General features: G+C 57.1%; 17 protein-coding genes and 1 pseudogene. 8 read left to right on the top strand and 10 right to left on the bottom strand.

Annotation, left to right across the window (positions count from 1 at the left end; all coding sequences use genetic code 11):
* Positions 1-46 precede the first annotated feature (46 nt).
* From ACR0AP_RS16880 to ACR0AP_RS16870, 3 genes are read left to right on the top strand one after another with little or no spacing between them, the layout of a single operon-like run.
* On the top strand, positions 47-994 hold the full coding sequence (locus tag ACR0AP_RS16880; RefSeq protein ID WP_480508026.1) for an ABC transporter permease: 948 nt from the start codon (positions 47-49) through the stop codon (positions 992-994).
* Entirely contained in the window at positions 991-2,874 is a 1,884-nt protein-coding gene (locus ACR0AP_RS16875; RefSeq protein ID WP_480508024.1) for a dipeptide/oligopeptide/nickel ABC transporter permease/ATP-binding protein, read from the top strand. Before ACR0AP_RS16880 ends, ACR0AP_RS16875 begins: the two co-directional genes overlap by 4 nt.
* Positions 2,874-3,839, top strand: coding sequence for an ABC transporter ATP-binding protein (locus tag ACR0AP_RS16870; protein WP_480508022.1), 966 nt, complete (start codon positions 2,874-2,876; stop codon positions 3,837-3,839). Before ACR0AP_RS16875 ends, ACR0AP_RS16870 begins: the two co-directional genes overlap by 1 nt.
* A 79-nt stretch (positions 3,840-3,918) precedes the next feature.
* Here the strand turns inward: ACR0AP_RS16870 and ACR0AP_RS16865 are convergent.
* From ACR0AP_RS16865 to ACR0AP_RS16830, 8 genes and pseudogenes are all read right to left on the bottom strand, one after another.
* Positions 3,919-4,591, bottom strand: a pseudogene (locus tag ACR0AP_RS16865) (IS6 family transposase).
* A gap of 331 nt (positions 4,592-4,922) precedes the next feature.
* Positions 4,923-6,527 (bottom strand): amidohydrolase, encoded by a 1,605-nt coding sequence (locus tag ACR0AP_RS16860; RefSeq protein WP_480508020.1) that lies wholly within the window; start codon positions 6,525-6,527, stop codon positions 4,923-4,925.
* A 10-nt stretch (positions 6,528-6,537) separates the two neighbouring features.
* Complete coding sequence (locus ACR0AP_RS16855; RefSeq protein WP_480508018.1) at positions 6,538-7,461, bottom strand: oligopeptide/dipeptide ABC transporter ATP-binding protein; 924 nt, start codon at positions 7,459-7,461, stop codon at positions 6,538-6,540.
* Entirely contained in the window at positions 7,458-8,438 is a 981-nt protein-coding gene (locus ACR0AP_RS16850; RefSeq protein ID WP_480508016.1) for an ABC transporter ATP-binding protein, read from the bottom strand. Before ACR0AP_RS16850 ends, ACR0AP_RS16855 begins: the two co-directional genes overlap by 4 nt.
* Positions 8,435-9,292 carry an ABC transporter permease gene (locus ACR0AP_RS16845; RefSeq protein ID WP_480508090.1) on the bottom strand — a complete coding sequence of 286 codons (858 nt, stop codon included), beginning with the start codon at positions 9,290-9,292 and terminating at the stop codon, positions 8,435-8,437. Before ACR0AP_RS16845 ends, ACR0AP_RS16850 begins: the two co-directional genes overlap by 4 nt.
* Before the next feature lie 11 nt (positions 9,293-9,303).
* A complete protein-coding gene (locus ACR0AP_RS16840) occupies positions 9,304-10,242 on the bottom strand; it encodes an ABC transporter permease (protein WP_480508014.1) in 939 nt (312 codons plus the stop codon).
* Positions 10,243-10,315: 73 nt separating this feature from the next.
* Entirely contained in the window at positions 10,316-11,878 is a 1,563-nt protein-coding gene (locus ACR0AP_RS16835; RefSeq protein ID WP_480508012.1) for an ABC transporter substrate-binding protein, read from the bottom strand.
* 21 nt (positions 11,879-11,899) lie between these two features.
* The gene (locus ACR0AP_RS16830) at positions 11,900-13,879 is read right to left on the bottom strand and encodes a CocE/NonD family hydrolase (protein ID WP_480508088.1); all 1,980 of its coding nucleotides are present in this window, start codon (positions 13,877-13,879) and stop codon (positions 11,900-11,902) included.
* Positions 13,880-14,009: 130 nt separating this feature from the next.
* On the opposite strand from ACR0AP_RS16830, the gene ACR0AP_RS16825 reads away from it, so the two are divergent.
* Entirely contained in the window at positions 14,010-14,783 is a 774-nt protein-coding gene (locus ACR0AP_RS16825; protein ID WP_480508010.1) for a helix-turn-helix transcriptional regulator, read from the top strand.
* Positions 14,784-15,256: 473 nt separating this feature from the next.
* Here ACR0AP_RS16825 and ACR0AP_RS16820 read toward each other — a convergent pair whose 3' ends face one another.
* Positions 15,257-16,189 carry a choline/ethanolamine kinase family protein gene (locus ACR0AP_RS16820; protein ID WP_480508008.1) on the bottom strand — a complete coding sequence of 311 codons (933 nt, stop codon included), beginning with the start codon at positions 16,187-16,189 and terminating at the stop codon, positions 15,257-15,259.
* Positions 16,190-16,203: 14 nt separating this feature from the next.
* Positions 16,204-18,627 (bottom strand): GcvT family protein, encoded by a 2,424-nt coding sequence (locus ACR0AP_RS16815; RefSeq protein ID WP_480508006.1) that lies wholly within the window; start codon positions 18,625-18,627, stop codon positions 16,204-16,206.
* A 147-nt stretch (positions 18,628-18,774) separates the two neighbouring features.
* Here ACR0AP_RS16815 and ACR0AP_RS16810 point away from each other — a divergent pair, with 147 nt between their 5' ends.
* From ACR0AP_RS16810 to ACR0AP_RS16795, 4 genes are all read left to right on the top strand, one after another.
* Positions 18,775-19,536: a DeoR/GlpR family DNA-binding transcription regulator gene (locus ACR0AP_RS16810; protein WP_209598546.1), complete on the top strand. Its 762-nt coding sequence runs from the start codon at positions 18,775-18,777 to the stop codon at positions 19,534-19,536.
* A 142-nt stretch (positions 19,537-19,678) separates the two neighbouring features.
* Positions 19,679-20,698, top strand: coding sequence for an AraC family transcriptional regulator (locus ACR0AP_RS16805; RefSeq protein ID WP_480508004.1), 1,020 nt, complete (start codon positions 19,679-19,681; stop codon positions 20,696-20,698).
* 193 nt (positions 20,699-20,891) lie between these two features.
* Positions 20,892-22,070, top strand: coding sequence for an acyl-CoA dehydrogenase family protein (locus ACR0AP_RS16800; RefSeq protein ID WP_480508002.1), 1,179 nt, complete (start codon positions 20,892-20,894; stop codon positions 22,068-22,070).
* 236 nt (positions 22,071-22,306) lie between these two features.
* Complete coding sequence (locus ACR0AP_RS16795) at positions 22,307-22,981, top strand: phosphatidylserine decarboxylase (RefSeq protein WP_480508000.1); 675 nt, start codon at positions 22,307-22,309, stop codon at positions 22,979-22,981.
* The last annotated feature ends 3 nt before the right edge of the window (positions 22,982-22,984 follow it).

The following is a 22,984-nucleotide window of genomic DNA, read 5'->3' as shown; positions in this document are numbered from 1 at the left end:
GTGCAGCCGTGTGCATGGTGCGGCTGCACAATTCCGGGTGGGGGCAATGACAGGGTACATACTCAAAAGACTGGTTTCCGCGATTCCGGTTCTGTTCGGGATATCGATTATTGTCTTTGTCATCATGGCGATGATCCCCGGCGATCCGGCCACTGCGATTCTGGGGTCCTATGCAACCCCCGAAAACGTAGAAAAGCTCAACCGCGACCTTGGCTTGGACAAGCCGATGGTGCAGCGATATTTCATCTGGCTCGGGAACATGCTTCAGGGTGATTTTGGGCGCAGTTTCTCTCTCAACCGTGCCGTTCTGGACGAGGTGCTTGACCGTTTCGGGGCGACTTTGGTCCTTGCGGGTACGGCATTTGTCCTGTGCTCGCTCCTTGGTGTCGCGGCCGGGGTCGTATCCGCCGCCCGGCAATACGGTCTGGCTGACAAGGCCATCACCTTTGCGGTTCTTCTGGGAATTTCCATTCCATCCTTTTTCCTTGGCATGATGATGATCCTCATCTTTGCGGTGAAACTGCGCTGGTTTCCGGTGTCCGGCATGTGGCCCATCTATGGCGCGCGGGACCTGTCGGCGCTGATCAGCCACCTGACCTTACCCGCGCTGGCGCTGGCGGTGGTGGCAACCGGGGTCATTGCACGCCTGTCGCGCTCTGCCATGCTCGAGGTGCTGCGTCAGGATTTTATCCGTACCGCCCGCGCCAAGGGCGTTCATGAGCGTTCGGTTGTCTGGCGCCATGCCCTGCGCGCGGCCATGGTCAGCATCATTCCGGTCTTGGGGGTGCAGGCCGGGTTTGTTCTGTCAGGTGCGGTCTATATCGAGATGGTGTTCCAGTGGCCTGGCGTCGGGCGCATGCTGGTCGATGCCATCCTGAAACGGGACATCCTGCTGGTGCAGGGCGGCGTCGTCTTTGTCGCGGCCTGCTACGTCATGTTCAATATCGCGGTCGACGTCGCGCAAAGCCTGCTCGACCCAAGGATCAAGACATGAAGAACTTCCTTATGCTTCTGGCGCGCAACCGGCTGGCGCTTGGCGGGTTGGTCGTGATGGGCCTGGTGGTTCTTCTGGCCTTGGTGACGCCGCTTCTGCCGTTAGCGGATCCGGATGTGACCGATACAGCAAACCGGTTCAAGCGGCCATTTTCAGAGGGTGCCCTGCTGGGAACCGATCACCTTGGGCGCGATCTTCTCAGTCGTCTGCTCTGGGGCACACGCCTGTCGCTGGCCGTGGGATTTGCGGCGGCAATCATCGCGGCGACCCTGGGCGCGGCCATCGGCATCATCGCTGGCTACTACGGTGGGCGCACGGACAACATCATCATGCGCGGCGTCGATATGCTGATGGCTTTTCCCTACATTCTTTTGGCACTTGCGATTGTCGCGGCTCTCGGGCCAGGTCTTATGAACGCGCTGATCGCAGTGGCTGCCGTCAACATCCCCTTCTTTGCCCGTAACATCCGGGGCATCACAGTTGGCATTGCCCATAAGGAATTCGTCGACGCGGCACGGTTATCGGGCATGACGGATGCCCGCATCATCCTGACCGAAGTGCTTCCGAACGTGATCCCAGTGATCGTGATCGCCATGTCGACAACCATCGGATGGATGATCCTGGAGACCGCCGGGCTCAGCTTTCTCGGGCTGGGATCGCAGCCGCCGCAGGCCGATCTGGGTTCGATGCTGGGCGAAGCTCGCTCGGCCTTGATCACCAATCCGCATACCTCGATCGTACCGGGCGCAATGATCCTGATCATCGTCATGGCGATCAACCTTTTGGGCGACGGGGTGCGCGATGCACTGGACCCTCGGCTGAAATCCGGTGCGCTCTCACGCCCGATGCCGGCCACCATGGTCCAGCGCGCCGGTCCGGTTCCTTCCTCAGAAGGCGACACATTGCTGGCGCTACGCGGACTGAAGACCCAGTTCCACGTCGAGGACCGTGTTTACAAGGCCGTTGGCGGTGTCGACCTACAGGTCAACCCAGGTAAATGCCTTGGGGTGATTGGTGAAAGCGGTTCCGGAAAATCGGTGACGGCGCTCAGCATCATGGGTTTGGTGGCTTCACCTCCGGGCGTTATCACGGGTGGCGCAGTTCACTACAAGGGTGAGGATCTGATCGGTGCACCCTATGAAAAACTGCGATCACTTAGGGGAGACCGGATCGCCTATATCTTCCAAGATCCGCTGGCCACGTTGCACCCCCTTTACACGGTCAGTGACCAGCTGATCGAGGCCGTACGAGCGCATCACCTTTTTGACAGGAAAAAGGCCCGTGCCCATGCTATTGAGCTGCTGACATCGGTCCGCATTCCCAATGCCGAACAGCGCGTTGACAGCTACCCGCACGAAATGTCGGGTGGAATGCGACAGCGCGTGGGGATCGCTTTGGCGCTGGCCAACGATCCGGAGGTTATCATCGCGGATGAACCGACCACGGCCTTGGATGTGACCGTGCAGGCGCAGATCCTGTCCTTGCTCGATGACCTGCGGCGCGAACGGGGATTGGCCATCATTTTCATCACGCATGACTTTGGTGTGGTCGCACAGCTATGTGACCGGGTCGCGGTGATGTATGCGGGCCGAATTGTCGAAGAGGGCCCGACAAAGACCATCCTTGATGCCCCGGCCCACCCCTATACCGCGCGCCTTATGGCCTGCGTACCTGAACTTGGGCAGGGCCGACGCGAGTTGGCTGCCATACCCGGCCTCCCGCCAGTGGTAGACAGACTGCCCGAGGGTTGCGCCTTTGCGGATCGATGCCATAAGGCGGGCGATACTTGTCGGCAGGGGAACATAGAACTGGTCCGGCATGGTGCCGAGAGCTTGGTCCGTTGCGTTGCTCCGGAAACGCCACCGCAGGAGGCATGCTGATGATCACCGCTCTCAAACTGACCGAACTCAGCAAGGTCTTCCCCGTCGGCAAGCGCATGTTTGGCCCACCACGGGCGCTGGTGCGTGCTGTTCAACCGCTGTCGCTGACCGTTGAAGAGGGCGAAACACTTGGGATCGTTGGTGAATCCGGCTGTGGAAAATCCACCCTCGCGCGAATGCTTGTTGGTCTCCTGCCCCCCAGCACCGGAACAATTGAAATCAATGGGGAGCCGCTCGACAATGCCGACCCGGCCTTGTTTGGCCGCAAGATCCAGTATGTGTTTCAGGACCCGATCAGCAGCCTCAACCCGCGTAAAACCATCCGGCAGATCATGGAAGCGCCGCTTAAGCATTTGCACGATATGCCCGCGGCTGCCCGCGCGGACCGCATACGGGAGATTTTTGCCGCGGTGAACCTGCGCGAAGAGTTTCTGGATCGCTATCCGCATGAGTTTTCAGGCGGGCAAGCACAGCGGATCGGGATCGCGCGAGCCTTGGCGGCAGAAGCGCGTATCCTCGTTCTCGATGAACCCGTTTCGGCACTGGATGTGTCAGTGCAGGCGCAGGTTCTGAACCTGCTTGCCGACTTGAAGGAGCAGTTTGGGTTGACCTATCTGTTCATCAGCCATGATCTTGCTGTCGTCGAAGCTGTCAGTGATCGGGTCGCGGTGCTGTATTTTGGCTCAGTGGTTGAGGTGGGTCCAGCCGATGAGGTTTTTGCCTATCCCAAACATCCGTACACTAAACTTCTGACTGACAGTGCGCCGGTGGTTGGGCGTCCGTTGACTGCACCAGAGGGACGTGAAACCGAATTGCCCGATCCGCTAAACCCGCCGCAGGGATGTGCATTCCGCGCGCGCTGCGCATACGCCAGTGATCAATGTGGGAGTGAGGCGCCACGTCTTGAGAAACGGTCGGATGGTGTGGGGGTAGCGTGCCACCACCCGATTGCCTACGCATCTTAGATAACAAGTGTGTCGGAACCTCTATTGGATGTGTCTCAAACTTTTGGAACGACCATAGGCAGTCAACTACTGGACACACCTATCCTGCGATCTCGGCAAACATCCGAAAGCCCGAGGTCGTAGCGCTGGGGAGTTGATGTTTTTGGATCATGTTGGCCACCTCAATGCTATCCAATGTGGCTGAGGCGGATTCGAAGGCTTACATCCACACATATGCCGAACACGCCGTTTTATGACCTGATGATCATGTTGTTCCGATACTTGGACCTGATTGTCTGTACTTTGGCGGGGCATCCAAACCACCTCAGAATTCAGTTCAATTTTCGAGTACCTGCCGCATTAGCGCCGCTTTTATCGATGACGATCTTACTCGGAATTGCATCTGTCGACAGCGCTTTGGTAACAAACCTAGCTACTGCCGGGCGGTTCATTCGCTCAGACAGGAAAAAATCAAAGGTGTTTCCTGCCATTTCGACTGCATGATAAAGATACTCCCATTTGCCGCGAACCCGTATGAAGGTCTCAACCATTCTCCAGGATTTTTGTGTTGGACGTTTCTTCGATTGCGCTTGCGCGGCTACCAAGGGTGAAAATCTAACAACTCATCTGTTGAGAATAGCGTGGTCAGCCTTCACACCGTGTTCAGTCATGATCTCTTCCAAGTCACGATAAGAAACCGTGTAACGCAGATAGAAGTACACAGCGTATAGAACCGCATCCTTGGGGATGTGGTAGCCTTTCAATGAGATCATATTGAAAACTGTTCGAGATCTAATCGATGGGAACAACCGTCAGATCACGCATGTTCGACAATTGGGTCGCATACTTTGCGAAACAGCCATTGGACACGCGTTTTGCCCAAACATGTTTCGGCTTTGGCGGTCACTTGCGACTGACGATACAGCCCTTGTTCCATGCAGGCGAAAAGCGCGGATAGCAGGCAGGTTTGATGTTTCCATGACTGATCCTCCGATCCGCCACGCCCTCCCACAACGACAACCCGACATTGACAGGGGGCTTTTTCATGACTGAATGCGGCTCTCGCAAGTGCATTGGCAATGCTGCCAAAATACCGGCGAGAGATCACTGGCTGTACACCACTTCGCCTTGGCGAACCGTCATCGTCACGCTTAGGTCCAGCAGGTTCTCTGAATCTGCAATAGGATTGTCCGACAGCACTGCAAGATCAGCGACCTTGCCCGGTTCGATCGATCCGCGACGGTCCTCTTGAAAAACCTGCCAGGCGGCGTCGATTGTTTGTGCCCTCAAGGCGGAGAGGACGCTAATTCTCTGATCTTCGCCCAAAACCTGGCCACTCGAGGTGGTTCGGTTTACGGCGCAATGCGCCAGATGCAGCGGTCTTGTGGGCGTGACAGAGGCGTCGTTGTGGAGGGTGTATCGGACACCGAAACGCTCTGCCGATGCGGCCGGAGATAGTCGACTGGCGCGTTCTGGTCCCAGGAATGTGCTGCGGTGCCGGTCGCCCCAGAAATGAATGTGGGCGGAAAAGAAGCTGACCGTCACGCCAAGTTCCGCCATGCGTTCCAATTGATCGTCGCGCAAGGTCTGACCGTGAATGATTGTGTGACGGTGATCAGGGCGCGGGTTGTGTTCCAAAGCGGCGGCCACGGCATCTAAAAACATGTCCGCCCCAGCATCGCCGTTGCAGTGGCAATGTATCTGGTGGCCGAGATCGTGCAGTTTTCTAACTTCGCGGCGGTGATCCTTTTCTGCAACATAGGGCATGCCGCGGGGATATTGCCGGTTGATGGGCTGATGATAAGGCCGCGAAAGATAGGCTGTTTGAAGCTGGAAGGCGCCATCGGTGAAGAGCTTGCGCGGTCCAAGGGTTAAATGCGGGTTGCCCGGCCAATCGAGCGTCTCCATCAGTCCCGGCTCCAATTCTCCGATGGGCAACAGCATCAAGTCGATACCGGGATCCGTATCGGGCCCGAGCGACGCGAAATGTTCTAACAACTCGCGTGATGCCCATGCGTTCTGCGCGTAAGTCACACCATGGCTCAGGTATTCGTTGCGGCAGGCTGCAAACCCTTCCCAGAACCTTTTGCGATCGATCAGGAAATCTGTGTCGCCCATCTCGCCCATGGCGGAAAGCCCCTCGATGAGGCCTGTGAGTTCACCATCCTCGGTACGCCCAAAGCGCCCACCCAAAGGGTCAGGCGTATCGCGGCAAATGCCCCTCCGGGCAAGGGCTACAGTGTTTGCCACGCCGTTGTGGCCAGAAGCGTGCAGCACCCAGACCGGGTGATCTGTCGACACGCCGTCCAGTTCTGCCAGTGTGGGCATCCTACCTTCGGCTATTGCCGTGTTGTCAAAAAGGACCCCCATGACCCATTCACCCTTGGGTATTGCGGCGGCCTTGGCGTGCAAACGCCCCAGCGCCATGGCCATATCGGCGCAATCACCGCGCGGGGGTGCCGCAAGATCGACCCGAAACAATGCGATAAACCCCGGATCGGGAAAGTGCCCGTGTGGGTCTATGAACGCTGGGACAAGGGTCTGACCTTGCAGGTCGTGTAGCCGTGTTCCTAGGGGCATCTGCGCCCGCAGGACGGCTTCGGTGCCGACGGCATTGATCGTTTCGCCCAAGGTCAGCACCGCCTCTGGCTGCGTGTTGGTCGCATCCATCGTTAGGATTGTGCCATTGAAGTAAAGCGTCGCCTCCATCGGAATCATGTCAGGTTAGAGGTGCAAGGCAGCGAAGGCCGTGCCCTCCTGAAACTTCCCAATTTGGTGACTGGGTGCAGAAATCTTGGGCAAAAGGACAACGTTCGCGGAACTCACAGCCGGATGGACGATTGAGCAGGCTGGGCGGCTCGCCCTTCAGCGCGATCCGCTCGAGCCGTGCGTCAGGATCGGGTTCGGGGTTCGCGCTGAGAAGGCAGCGGGTGTAGGGGTGGCGCGGATTGTCGAAGATCGCCTCGGTCGTGCCTTCCTCGACCAGCCGTCCCAGATACATGATCCCCATACGGTCGGCGACATGACGCACGACGCTGAGGTTGTGGGTGATGATCACCATTGCCAGACCCAGCCGCTCGCGCAGATCATTAAGCAGGTTCAGAAGTTCGCCCTGCACGGACACATCCAATCCAGCCGTCGGCTCGTCGGCTAGGATCAGCTTCGGTTCCAAGGCAAGGGCCCGTGCGACGCCAACCCGGCGCGCCTGACCACCGGATAGTTGATACGGATACCGGTTCGCGAAGTGTGCAGGCAGGTTGACCATTTCAAGCAGGCGTTTGGCCTCGGCCTGCTGGTCGCGGTCTTTCATGCCCTGAATCCGGTAGGGTTCGGTGATCAGGTTTCCGATCGTCAAGCGCGGGGACAGGCTGCCGACTGGGTCCTGAAACATCATGGCGATATCCTTGCGCAAGGGCCGTAGGGACCGCTCCGGCAGGCCGCGAATTTCCCGGCCGTTGAATTTGACCGAACCTTCCTGCGCCGGGGCCAGCCCGGCGATCGCGCGGATGACCGTGGTTTTGCCCGAGCCGCTTTCACCGACCAGCGCATAGGTCTCACCCGGGGCCACGTCAAAGCTGACGCCGGCAAGAACATTAACCGGGCCGTAGCTGGTCTGCAGGTTATCGACAGACAGTAGGCTCATGCCGTGACCTCCTCTTGGTTTAGCCAGCAGGCAGCAAGATGACCTTCACCCAGTCGTTCCAGCGCGGGCACGTCAGTAGCGCACTGTGGCATTGCCTGATCGCAACGATCGCGGAAAATGCAGCCGCCAGGTAGATTGGCAAGATCGGGGACTTCACCCGGAATAGTAGGCAACACACGAGCACGGGTTTTGATGTGGCCCGGGTCGCATTCAATCAGACGACGGGTGTAGGGGTGCTTCGGGTTGTGGAATATCTCGCGTACATCGCCGCTTTCGACAACCGCGCCTGCGTACATCACCACCACGCGATCGCAAAGTTCTGCGATCACGCCCAGATGGTGCGAGATGAAAAGGATAGCACAATGCATCTCACGCTGAAGTTCCTGCAAGCGTTCGATGATCTGCACTTCAAGCGTGGCATCTAGCGCCGTCGTCGGCTCATCCGCAATCAGCAGGTCGGGTTCCGACATCAGTGCCATGGCAATGGCGATCCGTTGGCGCATACCTCCGGAAAATTCGTGCGGGAACTGGTTAAGCCGTGCCTCCGGGTCGGGAATTCCAACAGCACCCAGCATTTGCGCGGCCTTCGCGCGCTTCTCGGCCTTGCCCATGGACGACCGATGTTGAATATCCACCATTTGCTGACCCACCGACAGAACCGGATTGTGCGTCTGCATCGGGTCTTGGAACACGATGGATATATCGTCGCCACGCAGGTCGCGCATCTGGCGCTCGTTGGCTTGCAAGAGGTCCTGCCCCTTGAATCGCACCGCGCCCTGACGGAACCGCGTATTGGGAGCGGTCAGCCGCAGGATCGAGGATATCAGCGTGGATTTCCCGCAACCCGACTCGCCGACGATGCCCACGATTTCGCCCTTGCGGACATCGAAAGTGATATCTCGCAGGGCCTTGAGGTCGCCACGCTCAGTTTCGTAATCCACGCTGAGGTGGTCGATTTCCAACAGTGTCTCGATCATCGGTTCTTCCTCAGTTTGGGGTCGACCACGTCACGTAGGGACTCGCCTAGGAAAGTGAAGCCAAGGGTTGCGATGATGATCGGCAGGCCGCCTCCGACGACCAGCCAGGGCGTTTGACGGATCAGTGCGTAGCCGTCTTTCAACAGCGCCCCCCAACTGGGAGTCGGTGGCTTAACGCCAAGGCCGAGAAACGACAATCCGGCCTCAAGCGCGATCACCGTGGGGATGTCCATCGCGGCCAGAACCGCCAGTACACCAATGATGTTCGGCAGCATGTGCACACCCAGAATGCGCGATATACTGGCCCCCATTGAGCGTTCGGCCAGGATGAACTCGGAGTTGCGCAGGGTCAGCGTCTGGGTCCGTGCGACCCGGCCATAGGTCGGGATCGAGGTTGCCATTACCACAAAGACCACCGTTTGCAGGCTGGGGCCGACCAGTGCGACAACAGCGAGCGCGAACATTACGGTCGGGAAGGACCGGATGGTGTCAAAAAGCAGCATAAGCAGATTGTCGAGCCATTTGGGCCCGTAACCTGCGATCATGCCCAGGGTAAGGCCGATCACCATGGCGCCGAAGACAGCTGGCAGGGCGACTTTGAGGGCCACTTGCCCGCCCATGATCACGCGGCTGAAAGTATCGCGGCCCAACTGATCTGTACCCAGCCAATGGCTGGCCGATGGGCCTTGCATGCGTTCTTGAATGTTCATCGCAATCGGGTCGTACGGCACGATCCAGGCGGCGAAGATCGCGCTGAATACAATTGCGCCGACAATGATCAGTCCCATCAGCCCAAGCGGGTTCTTGGCCACACCTGTCAGGATAATTCCGAGTTCCGACCGGGGTTTTTCGATGGCGGCGTCGGTCATGTTGAGTTCCTCGCGCGTGGGTCTAGCCAGGCGTTGATCAGATCTGCGAGAGCGGTCGAAACAACGAAGAGGCCAGTAGAAACAAGAACCGAGCCCATGACGATCGGGTAGTTTCGGGTTGTGATACTGTCGATCACCAGCTTGCCGAGGCCCGGCCTTGCAAAGACGATCTCGGCAAAGACGGCGGCGCTGAGCAAGAACCCCATGCCAACACCGATCACTGTGACGACAGGAAGAATGGCGATGCGAAGGGCATAGACCATGATGATCCGGCGTTCGGCTAGACCAAAGGCGCGCGCGGTTCGGATGTGGTTTTCACCCAGAACCTCAAGCATCGACGCGCGCACAAGCCGGGCGATATACCCGACCCAACTTAGCCCGATGGCAAACGCAGGCAGCACCAGGTGATCCAGCCTGTCCCAGAACCCGTCTCCAACACCGATGGACGGGAACCATTGCAATTGCACAGCGAAGAATAGCAGAGACAGAAGCGCCACAACAAAGGCAGGAGCCGCCACGAAACTGACTGACAACACCGCGACGCAACGGTCGATCAGTGTGTTGGGGTGGGCTGCCGCGTAGGCACCCAGGCCAATGCCCAGGGCGGCGGACCAGATGATCGAGGCGAAGATCAGCTCCAGCGTGAACGGCAACTGCTGGAAAACAATCTGCGTGACCGATCGGCCCGAGAATACGTCTGTACCGAGGTCACCCTGCAGCATATTGCCATAGAAGATAACGAGTTGTCGCCAGATCGGCTGATCCAACGCCAGTTCGGCAGTGAGCCGCGCCTGCAGTTCCGGGGTCGCTCGCGGACCAAGCATGATCTGTACCGGATCACCGGGAACGGCCCGGATCATCAGGAACATCAGCGTCACCGCAACGAGCAGAATCAGCGCAGCAAGTGCGAACCGCCTCAAGGCAAAGCTCAGCATGGTGCTATCCTTTCCCATGATGGGGGTTGCGCGCGACCACCCGAAGGCGGCCGCGCAAACAGGCGCAGGGAGATCACGCCTTGCCGAAGTACCTCAGGAGAGACAGACCATCGGGGCGCAGTGCCGGCACAACGCGCGAGGAATGCACAATTGGCGTCGCTTCGTGCGTGATGAAGCGATAGGCGCCACTTTCTTCCATCAAGTCCTGCGCGCGCTGGTACATTTCAGCGCGTTTGGTTGAATCGGTTTCGGCCGAAGCCGCTGCATGAAGCTGGTCAAACTCCTCGCTGCGGAAGCGTTCCCAGTTCCAGATGCCTGCCTGTTCGGTGGTGAACCATGCCGTTGCATAGGAAGGATCTGGTGCCATCGAGAAGCGGTTGAGCACAAGTTGTAGGTCCTCGTTGTCACCGCTGGCCCAGAAGGCACCGGATTCGAGCACGTTGATTTCCAGCGTGATGCCTATCTGAGCCAACATTGCCTGAATGACCTGTGCCATGGTGGTGTAGGTCGTCTTGTTCAGAATATCGAGCGACAGGGTGACATTTGTCTCACCGGATTCTGCCAACAATGCCATGGCCTTTTCGATGTTGGCCTGTGGCGCGACCATGCCGTTGGCGCGGTTCCCCGCAAGGCCTGGCGCGATGATGCCGGTCGAAGGTTCTGCCGCCCCGAAGTAGGAGGCCTCCAGAATGGTAGGCACGTCGATGGCGTGCTGGATCGCTTGACGCAGCTTTGGATTTTGTAATTTGGGATGATCGAGGTTCATCCCTAGCCAGACGTAGTACAGAGACGGATTCTCGACGAGGGTGCCGCCATTTGGAACGCCTTCGCGATACCTTGCAACCGACCCCAGAGACACGCGGGTGAGATCCAGTTCACCAGCCTCAAAAGCGATCTCGGCCGTATTCTCATCGTCGATCGGATAGATCTCGATCGTATCCCAGGCCGGGGCATCTCCTTTCCAGTCGGGGTTGCGTTGCAGAACCGTCTTTTCCTTCGGACTCCAGCTTGCGCGCAAATAAGGACCACTTTCCGCCACCGGATCGGACCCGATGCGACCGCCTGTGGCCTCTACAGCGGCCTTAGAGACGATGTTGCCTGTGATATATGGCAAAGCGATCGACCAAAGCGGAGCAAAAGGCTCCTTCAGAACGATTGTGCCTTCACGTTCGCCAGTCACTTCGACATGGCTGAGCGGTCCCATATCCGGCTTGTTCGGGCTTTCGGTTGCATCTGCCACAATCCGCTCAAAGCTGAACTTCACGTCCTCTGCAGTCATCGCACCATGACCATTCGTGAACCCGATGTCGTCGCGCAGGGCAAACTTGACGTGGGTCGGGTCGGCCTGTTCGATCATCGAGGCCGCATCCAGTTGCCACCCCCATTCAGAGCCTGGCTTGTACTGGATCAGCTTGTTGTAGATCGAGGCATGGATTTCTTCCTCCACCACGCCGACACTGTGCGCCGGGTCCATGTTCGGTGCGTCGCCATAGGACCGAACGCGCAAGACGCCGTTATCCTGGGCAAAGGCACGACCAGCCCAACCCATCGGCAGTGCAGCCGTAGCGCCGAGCGCGGTCGCCCCTTTCAGAAAATTGCGGCGCCCTGTGGGTGCCTTCATCCATTCAATTCTCATGCGTAGTCTCCCTTTGGGTGGTCAAAGAAGCCCACGAGGAACGGTGCGCGACCACTCCTTCGTCAGGACTTCGGTGTCATCGGGCCCTTCGGTGGCCCGTAGTTCGCGGTGAAGGTAGAAATTGCTTTCGTCGCAGGACATGCGCGAACGGGTTTCTATCCATACTTCCCAGTCATCGCGTTGGAAGCGAAAGTTCCATTTCGAGCTGAACGTTGCGGAAGCAGGATCTTCAGGATGAATGGCATAGTGCATTGTGACATCACTGCCGCTGACAAGACCGTGATAGGGATCGCGCATCATGCCGAAGTCATCAAACGTGTCGAGTGTTGTGTGGCCCTTATTGTTTGTGCCTCGCTGCACTGTACTTGACGGTTCACGCAGCACATCCGCATTGAGCATGGGAAAGCTGTCAGGAGACCCGGGATTGGCGGGCTCGGGTTCAAACTCGACACAGCGCTCGGGGATAACCAATTGGCAGCCTTCGATTTCAAGCGTGATCTCGAACGGTTTGGGCGCGGGCCAGACGATTGGCCAATATGAGGTCGAAAGCGCCAGTCGCAGACGATGTCCCGGTGCCAGCCGATGCGCACAGGCATTCAATTCGAATTCCACGTCGTAAAGCTCTCCCGGCACCAAAGCTTTCGGGGTTTCGTGGCTATCGTGATGCGTCAGATTGAAAGGGCGATAAGTGATGCGTTGCGACGCGCCATTCGGCGCGACATCGCACAGCCGTGCTACAACCTGCGCGACCGGCTGATCAACGCGGACCGCCAGTTTCAAACGCGGGCGCCCGACGATTTCGAGTGGGGCCTGAAGCTGAAGGTCGAAACAAATGGATCGCGCGTCGTCCTCTTGCTGGTCCCCGGGCAACTCGTTGTCTATGCGCATGCCCGGGCAGAAATACCCGCTGGCGGCCCCGACATCTGCTGCGCTTGAGAAGACAATTGTTCCGGAACCGGGATCGGTGACAAGCACGCCGTCGCCCAGACTATAGGAGCGATCCTGAACGTTTCGTGACGGCCAATTGTCTTCGGCAATCCACCGTCCTTTGCGGGGCTTGATCTTGTGGGAGGGATCGTCGTGTTCCTGCACGAAGGTCCTGAAATCGGGCAGTGTTTCAGCCCCATTCAACTCGCCCTTCAGCCAACGGTCGAACCAACCGATGATCTCCGAATGTGCATCCGCGGCTTCTATTTTCGAGATATGCGGGTAGCGGTGCTCCCAAGGGCCGATCAACGCCTTGGTGGGTGCTTGCAGGTTTTCCACCAAAGTCAGCGGTGTATTGACGTAGGCATCCGCCCAGCCGGTGATCGCCAGGACCGGCACGTCAATTCGCGACCAGTCTTCGCAGACCGACCCGTGTTTCCAGAACGCATCACGGGTCGGATGTGCCAACCAGTCCGCCGCCAGGTCTGGCAAGTTTTCCAGCCTTTTGATCCAATCCTCGCGCCAGTCTTGACGCAATTCAGGGTCCGCAGGGCGGGAAAGGTAGGCGAACATCTGTGCCGCCCAGTTGGCGTTGTCGCTTAGTAAACAGCCGTCCATGAAATGGATGTCATCCGCATATCGGTCGGTGGTTGAGGCAATGCTTACCACGGCCTTCAGTTCCGGCGGACGGCGATAGGCCAGCTGCAACCCGTTGAAACCACCCCAACTGATCCCGATCATGCCGACGTTTCCATCGCACCACTCTTGCTTGGCGATCCAAGCCAGAACAGCTTCGCCATCAGACAATTCCTGCTCGGAGTATTCATCGTCAAAGCAGCCTTCGCTGTCGCCGGTACCGGCGATGTCGACGCGCACGCAGGCGTAGCCGCCTGCCGCAAACACCCGATGTGTTGTTTCGTCGCGCGGCGCCGTGCCGTCACGTTTGCGATAGGGGAGGTATTCAAGAATTGCCGGCGCGGGTTCTCTGACATCTGGAAGCCAGATCCGGGCGGCCAGTCTTCGTCCGTCCGGCAGAGCGATCCACTCGTTCTCGATTATGTTGATACCGTCCAGCACGTTCCCTACCACCTGTAAATTGCAGGCTCAGCGTGGCGACGTTTTGGCATTCTGCCAAGTAAGCGACTTTACACTTTTGTACGCGAGTGTAAGCATATTGGCGAACAGTTGCGAAGGTTCCTGCAGAATGTCGGAAAATTTCTCACTAAACTTGCGGTCTCTGTGCGCGGACTACGGCAGCATCGCCCAGGTCTGCCGGGACATCGGTCTGAACAGGCAGCAATTCAATCGTTATTTGAACGGCGGCGGTATGCCTTCCGCCCACAACCTGAGACGCATCGCACAGCATTTCAAAATCAGCGAAGAAGACTTGGAGGCCGACCCGGCTGCCTTTGGGGCAATACGCAGCCGCATGCAGAACCCAATCAGAAAAGGCCCTGCGCAGCTCCTATCCGGCATCTTTGAGAAACAGGCTGGGCCACTCCGTCGTTATCTCGGCTTCTACCATGGGCATTTCGTGACGCCTACCTGGGAAGACAAGATCATGCGCACACTGATCTGGTTACGCGAGGTAGATGGCTACATCGTCTCTCACACATTCGAACGTGCGTTAAGTGACGACGAAAGCATCGTTCAGAAGACACGCTATTCCGGACTTGCGGCCTATCGAGGCAATCGGATTTACCTTCTGGAAAGCGCAAACAGCGAGGATGGGTTTTTGTCTGAAACGATCCTCTTTCCTGCGCACCGGCAACAAGTCAGGTACCTGAACGGCATGACGATGGGCGTCGCCACAAGACCGCGCATGGCGCCCTATGCATCGGCCACAATCTGGAAAAGACTGCCCGAGAGAACTTCGATACGCGAGGCGCTGAAGCAGACTGGGATTTTTTCTTTTCAAGACACAAGAATCGACGTGATCGTGCGGAAGCAACTGAAGGACGGGCAGGGGATCGTCTGAACACGTACCGGTTCGTGAGCCTTGCGGATGCCCGTGAAAAGCGGGAAGATTGACGTGGACACCATAACGAGGACAACCCCGACAGCACGATCGGAAATAACGTCCCGATTGCCAAACATTATCCCAAGGACGTCACTAGGCCGTCATCGTGAAACTGCTGAAAAACCTAGCTCCGGGCACTCCACAATTGGGTAGCAGAGCAATACGGGACAATGCGGGGGCATTTCGATACCTTGCGCAATGTCGGGTAAAGGCCACCCTCGCCGAATTCATGTGATGGTCGCGCTCAGACAGAAACTTTATCTGCTCCGAGGTCGGCAGCGAGCCCAAAACTAAATATGCTTCACACCAGTCAAATGAACGCGAGCTTTACAAAGCGGGCTTTGCAGCTATGAGCGCGCGTCATTTCACTATGTTGTCAAACTAGATTGACCGGCTTTCAACAAGAATGTGGGTTGGAGATTTTTTGTCCGCTATTCGTTTGCAATTGCTTGGGCATGTTTGGGGAATTCCGGTGAAAACATCAGCGCTTTGCATCTGTCGAACCGACCCGTTGCATATGCCCAGAAGTCCTCAGCCGGATTGCCGTCGGCGTGTTGGATAAGACCCCAGAGGGTCCACAAGAGATCACACATAGCTTTGTAGATCACCATCCGCCCGATCTGCGCCGCTGTTGGAGTTGCGCCGAAATACACAGTCAGCATTTCGATCTCCTGCGTCTCGGTCAGCCCTGCTTCAACCGACAGGTCGCCAAGGTCCCAAAGGGCATCGTTCATGCCGGAATACTCAAAGTCGACGATCCACATTCGGTTGCCATCATCAAGAAAATTTTCGCAAAGCGGATCGCAATGGCTGGGCACCAGATTGCCAGGTCTGTCCTGCAAAAGTTGCTTGATCGGAGCGGCCTCGGCGACAATTTCTGTATAGCCATCGGGGAGATTGATATCTTTGGTTGCAAGGATTTTCAGATACTCATCGATCATCGAAAACAATTCGAAACGAAACTTGAACGGACGCGGGGCATCATGCAATTGCCGCAGGGCAAGACCAGCGCGCCCCGCGGCGCCCTCACGTGTCGCAAAATGCTCGGGTGTCATGGTGACGGTGTTTTCAATGCATTCGCTGATCATTACCCCGGTTTCGGCATCTGCCCACAGTACCGCGGGGCCAATGCCGGCATCGGCTGCGACCCTGGCGTTATGGATTTCAACCGCGCGGTCGATATAATCTTCGGTGCCATCGCCGGGGATCCGCACGATCACAGCCCGCTCGCCAGATTTCACGCGGTAAACCAGATTGGTCAAGCCACCCAGACGCTGCACGTCGCTGCTCTGCGCCGAGATAGCCTCGAATCCGTCCAAATTGCGGAGTTCTTTCAACACGCGCTCGATATTGTCAGTGTCCATCACGCCCCCTCCGATCAGGCTTTCAATTTTTCATTTTCCGGATCATAAACCGGCCCGTCAACGCGGCGGATCGGGCAGCGATCTCCGAAGAGTTCTAGTTCAAACTCCGTCTGCTCCCACATCTTCTTGGGCAGATACCCGTAGATGATTGTTTGTCCGGTGAAGTGCCCATATCCGCCGCTGCTGGCCCGTGAGACGGTTTCGCCATTGTGGAGGATGGTTTCGCCTCCGGTCATGGGCAATTTTTCGTCGGTCACAAAGGTGCACAATTTCTGAGACGCGCCGTTGGCTTTCTGCTCCTCCAAAACCGCACGGCCAATGAACTCATCTTTGGATCTCAAATGAACGCGCTGGCCTAATCCCGCCTCGATCGGGGAATAGTCCGGCGTGATATCGGCGCTCCAATAGAGATAACCCTTCTCTAGGCGCAGAGACTCGATTGCCCGGTAACCGATGTCACAGATACCGTGGGGCTGGCCGGCCTGCCAAAGCAAGTCGTAGACATGTAGGGCAAACTCTGTGGGGATATGAAGCTCCCAGCCTAGTTCGCCCACATATCCGATCCGGGCAGCAAGGAGTCTTGCGGCCCCGATGGTGATTTCCCGTGCGGTTGCAAAGGGGAAGGTCGCGTTCGAAACATCCTCTTCGCTGACGGCAGCTAGCACCTCACGCGCTTTCGGGCCACAAATATTGATCACTGCCCGCGCCGAGGTCATCTCGATCAGATGCACCGATCCGTCGTCAGGCAGATGGCGCTTGATCCAGTCGGCGTCGTGCACACCAAACCCGGAACCTGTCACAACATAGAAACGGTCCCGCCCTAGGCGGGTCACCGTAATATCTGCTTCGATGCCACCATTTTCGTTGCAAAGCTGCGTGTAGATCACGCTTCCAATCGGTTTATCCATGTTGGAGACCGCCAGACGTTGGATTGCGTCCAAAGCCCCGGGGCCGATCAAATCGAACTTTGAGAAACTAGATTGATCAATCAGCACCACGTTTTCACGAGTGGCGCGGTGCTCGCGGCCTGCATATTCGTGCCAGCCGGGATTGAGGAAATCGAGCTGATCCACGGGTGCGACGTCCGCAGGGGCAAACCATAAGGGTCGTTCCCAGCCGTTTTTCGACCCGTAAACAGCACCGTGTTCTTTCAGCCGGGCGTGCAGCGGCGATAGGCGCAAGTTGCGGGCTGTTTCGGCCTCCTGACCAGGATATCGCATTTTGTAGTGATGCGCGTAATGCTCGACGGCGCGCGGATACATAAAGGCCCGGGTCGCGTGATGCGGGCTGAATCTGCGCACGTCCAGCGGCCAGAGATCAAGGCTTGGCCGACCTTCAAGGATCCATTCAGCAATCATTTCACCAGCACCGCCACCAGCGGCAATCCCATACAGGAACCCGGTTGACAGCATCAGGTTCTTCAGTTCCGGGGCCCAGCCCATGACAAAATCGCCGTCAGCTGAATAAGGAATCGGGCCGTTAATCACCTGCCGGATACCCACCTCGTTGACAATCGGTGTTACTGCCCCGGCAAGCTCCGCAAGCGGGGCAAACCGATCGAGATTGTCCGGCAGCAATTGGCGGACAAACTCACCCGGAATGCCCCGTTCACCAAATGGCAACGTGTCGTCTTCATATCCGCCGATCACCAACCGCCCCCCGGCATCGGGCTTGTAATAGACCAGTCTTTCGGGGTCGCGCAGGGTCGGCAAGGTTTTGACGAGGTCCTGATCCGGCAATGGTTCAGTCACGACATACTGGTGCTCGACCGCGCAGGCAGGCACCACAACGCCCAGTTTAGCTGCAAGCTCACGGCTCCACATGCCCGATGCCAGCACCACGGTTTGCGCCTCGTAATCGCCATCGGTTGTCATCACTCGGCTGATGCGCCCATTGGTTATTTCAAAATCCTCGACCTTCACGCCCTGACGGATCTGCGCACCGTGAAGGCGTGCTCCAGCGGCAATGGCCTGACACAGACCGGCTGGATCAACATGCCCATCTGTAGGAATAAAGGCGGCCCCTTCCAGCCCTTCAGCGTCAATGTATGGAAACAGCTCTTTTGCTTCTGCCGGAGAGATAATCTCCATTTCCAGATCGAAACTGCGCGCCATTGTGGCCAGGCGTTTCGCTTCCAGTAATCGTTCTTTAGTTGCAGCCAGTCGTAGACTGCCAACCTTCTTCCAATCGAAATCCATGCCGGTTTCCGAGGCCAGCCGGTCGTAGAGCACAACCGAACGCTTCAACATGCGGGTGGTATTACGCGAAGACCGCAATTGCCCGACCAGACCGGCGGCGTGCCAAGTGGCCCCCTCTGTCAAAGACGCCTTTTCCAGCAGCACAACATCTTTTTCGCCAGACTGAGCAAGATGATAAGCAATCGAACAGCCGATGATGCCAGCACCAATAATGAGATGCTTTGCCGAGTGGGTCGTCATTGTTTGCTCCTGTGCAAGGTGTCGGAGCCAGATCAGTGTAAAATTCAACAAATATCAACAAAAATGTTCTAACGTTATTGATTTTTGTTGGTTGTGAAAGCGATCTCGGCCTATTATCGTCCTAAAATCCAACATTCCCGAACCTGTATGTCCAAGTACGAAAAAGATATCCTCAACGCGGTCAATCTCCATGGGCGGATCTCGGTCATGGAATTGGCGCAGTGTCTGAACGTGTCAGATCAGACCATTCGCCGAATCGTGAAGCCACTGGTTGACGAAGGCAAAATTGAAAAAGCACACGGCGCTTTGGTGAGTATCCAAAAGGTTCTGGACCCGCCGTTCTTCGCGCGCATGGCAACAAACCGTGCCGCGAAAGTTGCGATCGCAAATGCAGTCCTGGATCTGATTCCCGACGATGCTTCTATCGCCATCGATACCGGTTCGACATCGGGTTTCGTGGCTCAGGTGTTGCGGGCTCGGAAGAACCTTACGGTTGTGACGAACTCTGCCTTCATCGCAGCCACGTTGGCCATGGAAAACGGAAACCGAGTTTTTATGGCAGGAACCCAGTTACGAAATCACGATGGGGCTGCATTTGACCGCGCTGCATTTGACGTTATCGGCAAAATGTCCGTCGATTTTTCCATCCTGTCGGCATCACTCGTCAATCCAAAGAGGGGATTTATGGTTTTTGAACAGTGCGAAGTGGATATGGCTGTTGCGATGAAGACGATTAGCGAACGCTGTTTCATGGCTGTTGATTCAACAAAGTTTCACGCGTCGGGCGCCAATCCAGCCTTACGTCTACCGGAACTATTGGGACGCGATTTATTGATAACCGATCAGGCGCCTGCCTCAAAATTCAAAGATGTCATTGGTCAGGCAAAGGTCGTGTTAGCTTCCCACTGAAACTCTAATGCGTCCTTTGACACCAGCCAGCTTTACGTATCAGGCGTTGCGCATGGGGTATGGCTGTACATTCGTTCCAATCCGAATTCGCGGGAAATTGATGGGTTGCTGTTGCATTGCGAGTTAACGTGACAAAACTGTTATGACCGATGTCACTCCAACGATCCTTTCCACGGTTTCCAGCCAGTTTGTCGATGATTGGCTGGCGGCGCTGCGTGTCCTTTGCCCAGAGGCGCAGATGGCGTCGCTGCTTAGCCGGTCCGGTCTGAACGCGGATACGCGCTCGCCGAATGGTCGCGTGACGCTGGATCAGATCGTGTGTCTCTATCAACTTGCCGCAGTTGAGACCGGTGATGAGATGATGGGGCTTTGGAGCAGACCCGTCCGGCCAAGGGCCCTGCAACATCTTTTGACGACTGTCAGAGAGGCAACGTCTCTTGCATCAGCACTCTACCGGTTTTCGACCTTCTGGAACCTGCTGCTGGATGACTATCAGTTCGGTCTGGATGATGTCGAAGGCGCATTGGTGCTAACCCTGAAACCACAAGGCACGGCATACGTACAGCGGTTTGGGCATATGCTGATCCTCAAACTTGCCCACGGGCTCATGTCCTGGCTGGCAGGGCACGAGGTTCCGGTCAGGCGCGTCGATTTCGCGTTTGACCGCCCGAACTTTGATCAGGATTACGCGATCATCTTTCCGGCACCGATCCGGTTCGTACAACCCGCCACCGCGATCTCGTTCGATCCGAATGCACTGGGTCCCGTGCAGGCGCGCAGTGCCTCTGATCTTGATCGGTTTTTGCAAAACGCGCCGCGAGACTGGATCTTCACCTCTTCGCGGGAGCACACCCAATCGCTGCGGGTACGCACATATCTGGGCCAAACGGGATGGGAGGCTGCCACCCTGACCCAGACAGCATCCGCCATGCACATGACCCCGCGCACCCTGATCCGCAGGTTGCATGCGGATGGGACGTCGTTTCAGGCCATAAAGGATGCCCTGCGCCGGGACATCGCGATTCGTGATCTGCAGGCGGGGCGCAAAAGCGTTGAGGCCATCGCACATGATGTCGGTTTTTCTTCGGCTGCCAATTTTCACCGGGCATTTCAACGCTGGACCGGCAGCACCCCCAGTTCGTACCGCAAGGCGAGCATCTGAGGCGCGTTTTTTGTCACTTTTGGACAATACCCTGTCACCACGCGAGATAGATCAAAATTTTTTTCCGGCTAATTCTTTCGCAATACAACGCGACCGCACCGGATTTCCCTCATGAAGCATGACCCGCTACCTGCTCAGCAGGAGCTGGAGTGTGGCGTCATGTGAGAAGAGCCGTTCACAAAAGGACCGACCAATGTCAGACAAACTCGCCACCATACTGCAAGCCGCACGCGACCACGCCGAGCAGGTCATCCTGCCCAATGTCGACGCCTGGAACGCCACGAAGACATGGCCGCGCGATGCTTCGGACAAGGCCGGGGCCGCTGGCCTGACGGGGCTATACGCCCCTGAAGAATTTGGCGGCCAGGGCTTGCCACTTTCAGAAGGCATTCAGGTCTACGAACAACTGGGACTGGGCGATGGTGCCTATGCCTTTGCCTTGTCGATGCATAACATCTGTACCTTCGCGGGCTGCGGCTATGGCACCGATGCCTTCAAGGAAAAATGGGCGCGGGATCTGACGTCGGGCCGCAAACTGGCGAACTTTGCGCTGACCGAACCGCAATCCGGCTCTGACCCGATGAACATGTACAGCCGCGCCACCATCAATGGTGACGGCACTTGGACGATCAGCGGCGCGAAGGCATGGGTCAGCCTGGCGACCGAGGCTGATATCTATTTCACCGTGGTCAAAACCAGTGACGCACCCGGCCACAAGGATATGGCGATGATCGCCATTCCCGCTGACACTCCGGGCCTCAGCTTTGGTCCGTTGTACGACACCCCGTCCTACAACTTCCTGCCTCTGGCCGAGATGTACATGGACAAAGTCGTGGTTAGCGAAGACAACATCATTCTGCCCATTGGCCAAGGTCTGCAAGGTTCACTCATGGCGATCGATATCGCCCGCGTTTCGATTGCGTCAGGATGCTGCGGATTGATGCAAGCTGCCTTGGATACGGCGCTGTCTTATTCCAAGAACCGCAAGATGTTTGGTGGCAAGAACCTCGATCTGGACGGAATCCAGTGGATGCTGGGCGAGGTTGCGACCGATCTTGAAGCCTCCAAGCTTCTCTACCGAAAGGCAGCAGAGGCACTTGGCACGTCTGAGGGCCCCCTGATGGCCGCTCATGCCAAACGGTTTGTGCCGGATGCTGCAGTGAAGGCTGCGAACACCTGCACGCAAGTGTTGGGCGGCATGGGGCTGTTGCAGCCTTATGGTTTGGATCGTTTGTCCCGTCTTGCACAAATGCTGCGGATCGTGGACGGGACGACGGAAATCAGCCGCGTGGTTATCGGACGGGCCTTGCAGAAACGTGCTGCTGCCTTGCCTGATCTGCCAGTACCAAAAGGATTCGGTGAGAACGGCTGAACATTCCAACCTGCCGGAGAAGCGGAACCGATCTGAAAATACCCTCGGAGATCGGTATAACTGAAAGACAGGCCGCAAACATGCGGCCTGTTATCAAATAGTGCAGACCTTGGCGCAAAACGCAGCTTCCAAGGGGGGCAGGGTAACAGATTGACGCTGCCAGAATTGTTCCCGCTTGCGTTCCCCACCATTCCGCCTATTTAAGTGTCGTCAATTGACCTAAGGGAAGATTTGCGATGCGCATGCGCGATACGTTCATCAAGCCGATGCATCCAGAAGGTGTTCGGTTTGTCGCAATCTTTGCTGCAATAACAGTCGGACTGTTTCTGTTATCCGATATTCTTGGTTGGATTGGCGTTGGCCTCACGATCTGGTGCTACTATTTCTTTCGCGACCCGGAACGCGTGCCTCCGTTAGAAGACGGGCTGATCGTCAGCCCGGCGGACGGTGTGGTTTCGCTGATCGAAGCGGCCGTACCGCCACCTGAACTTGGGATGCCGCACGCACCTCTCACCCGTGTCAGCGTGTTCATGAGTGTCTTCAACTGTCACGTGAACCGGATTCCCATTGAAGGTGAGATTACTACAGTTGCCTACCGCCCCGGAAAGTTCTTCAATGCATCCTTGGACAAGGCCAGTGCCGATAACGAGCGCAACAGTCTGCGAATTCGCATGACGAACGGTCAGGATCTGGCTGTCGTCCAGATTGCCGGCCTTGTGGCCAGACGGATCGTTTGCTTTACGAAATCTGGTGATGCGATGCAAACCGGAGAACGATTTGGTTTGATCCGCTTCGGGTCTCGGCTGGATGTTTATCTTCCTGAAGGCGTGGACCCACAAGTGCGTGTTGGGCAGACGATGATTGCTGGAGAGACCATTCTCGCCAAACTAAATTCATCTGAAGAAACGTAGGTA

It is taken from the genome of Ruegeria sp. AF7, from assembly GCF_056541885.1.
This window is presented reverse-complemented; position numbering and strand designations above follow the sequence as displayed.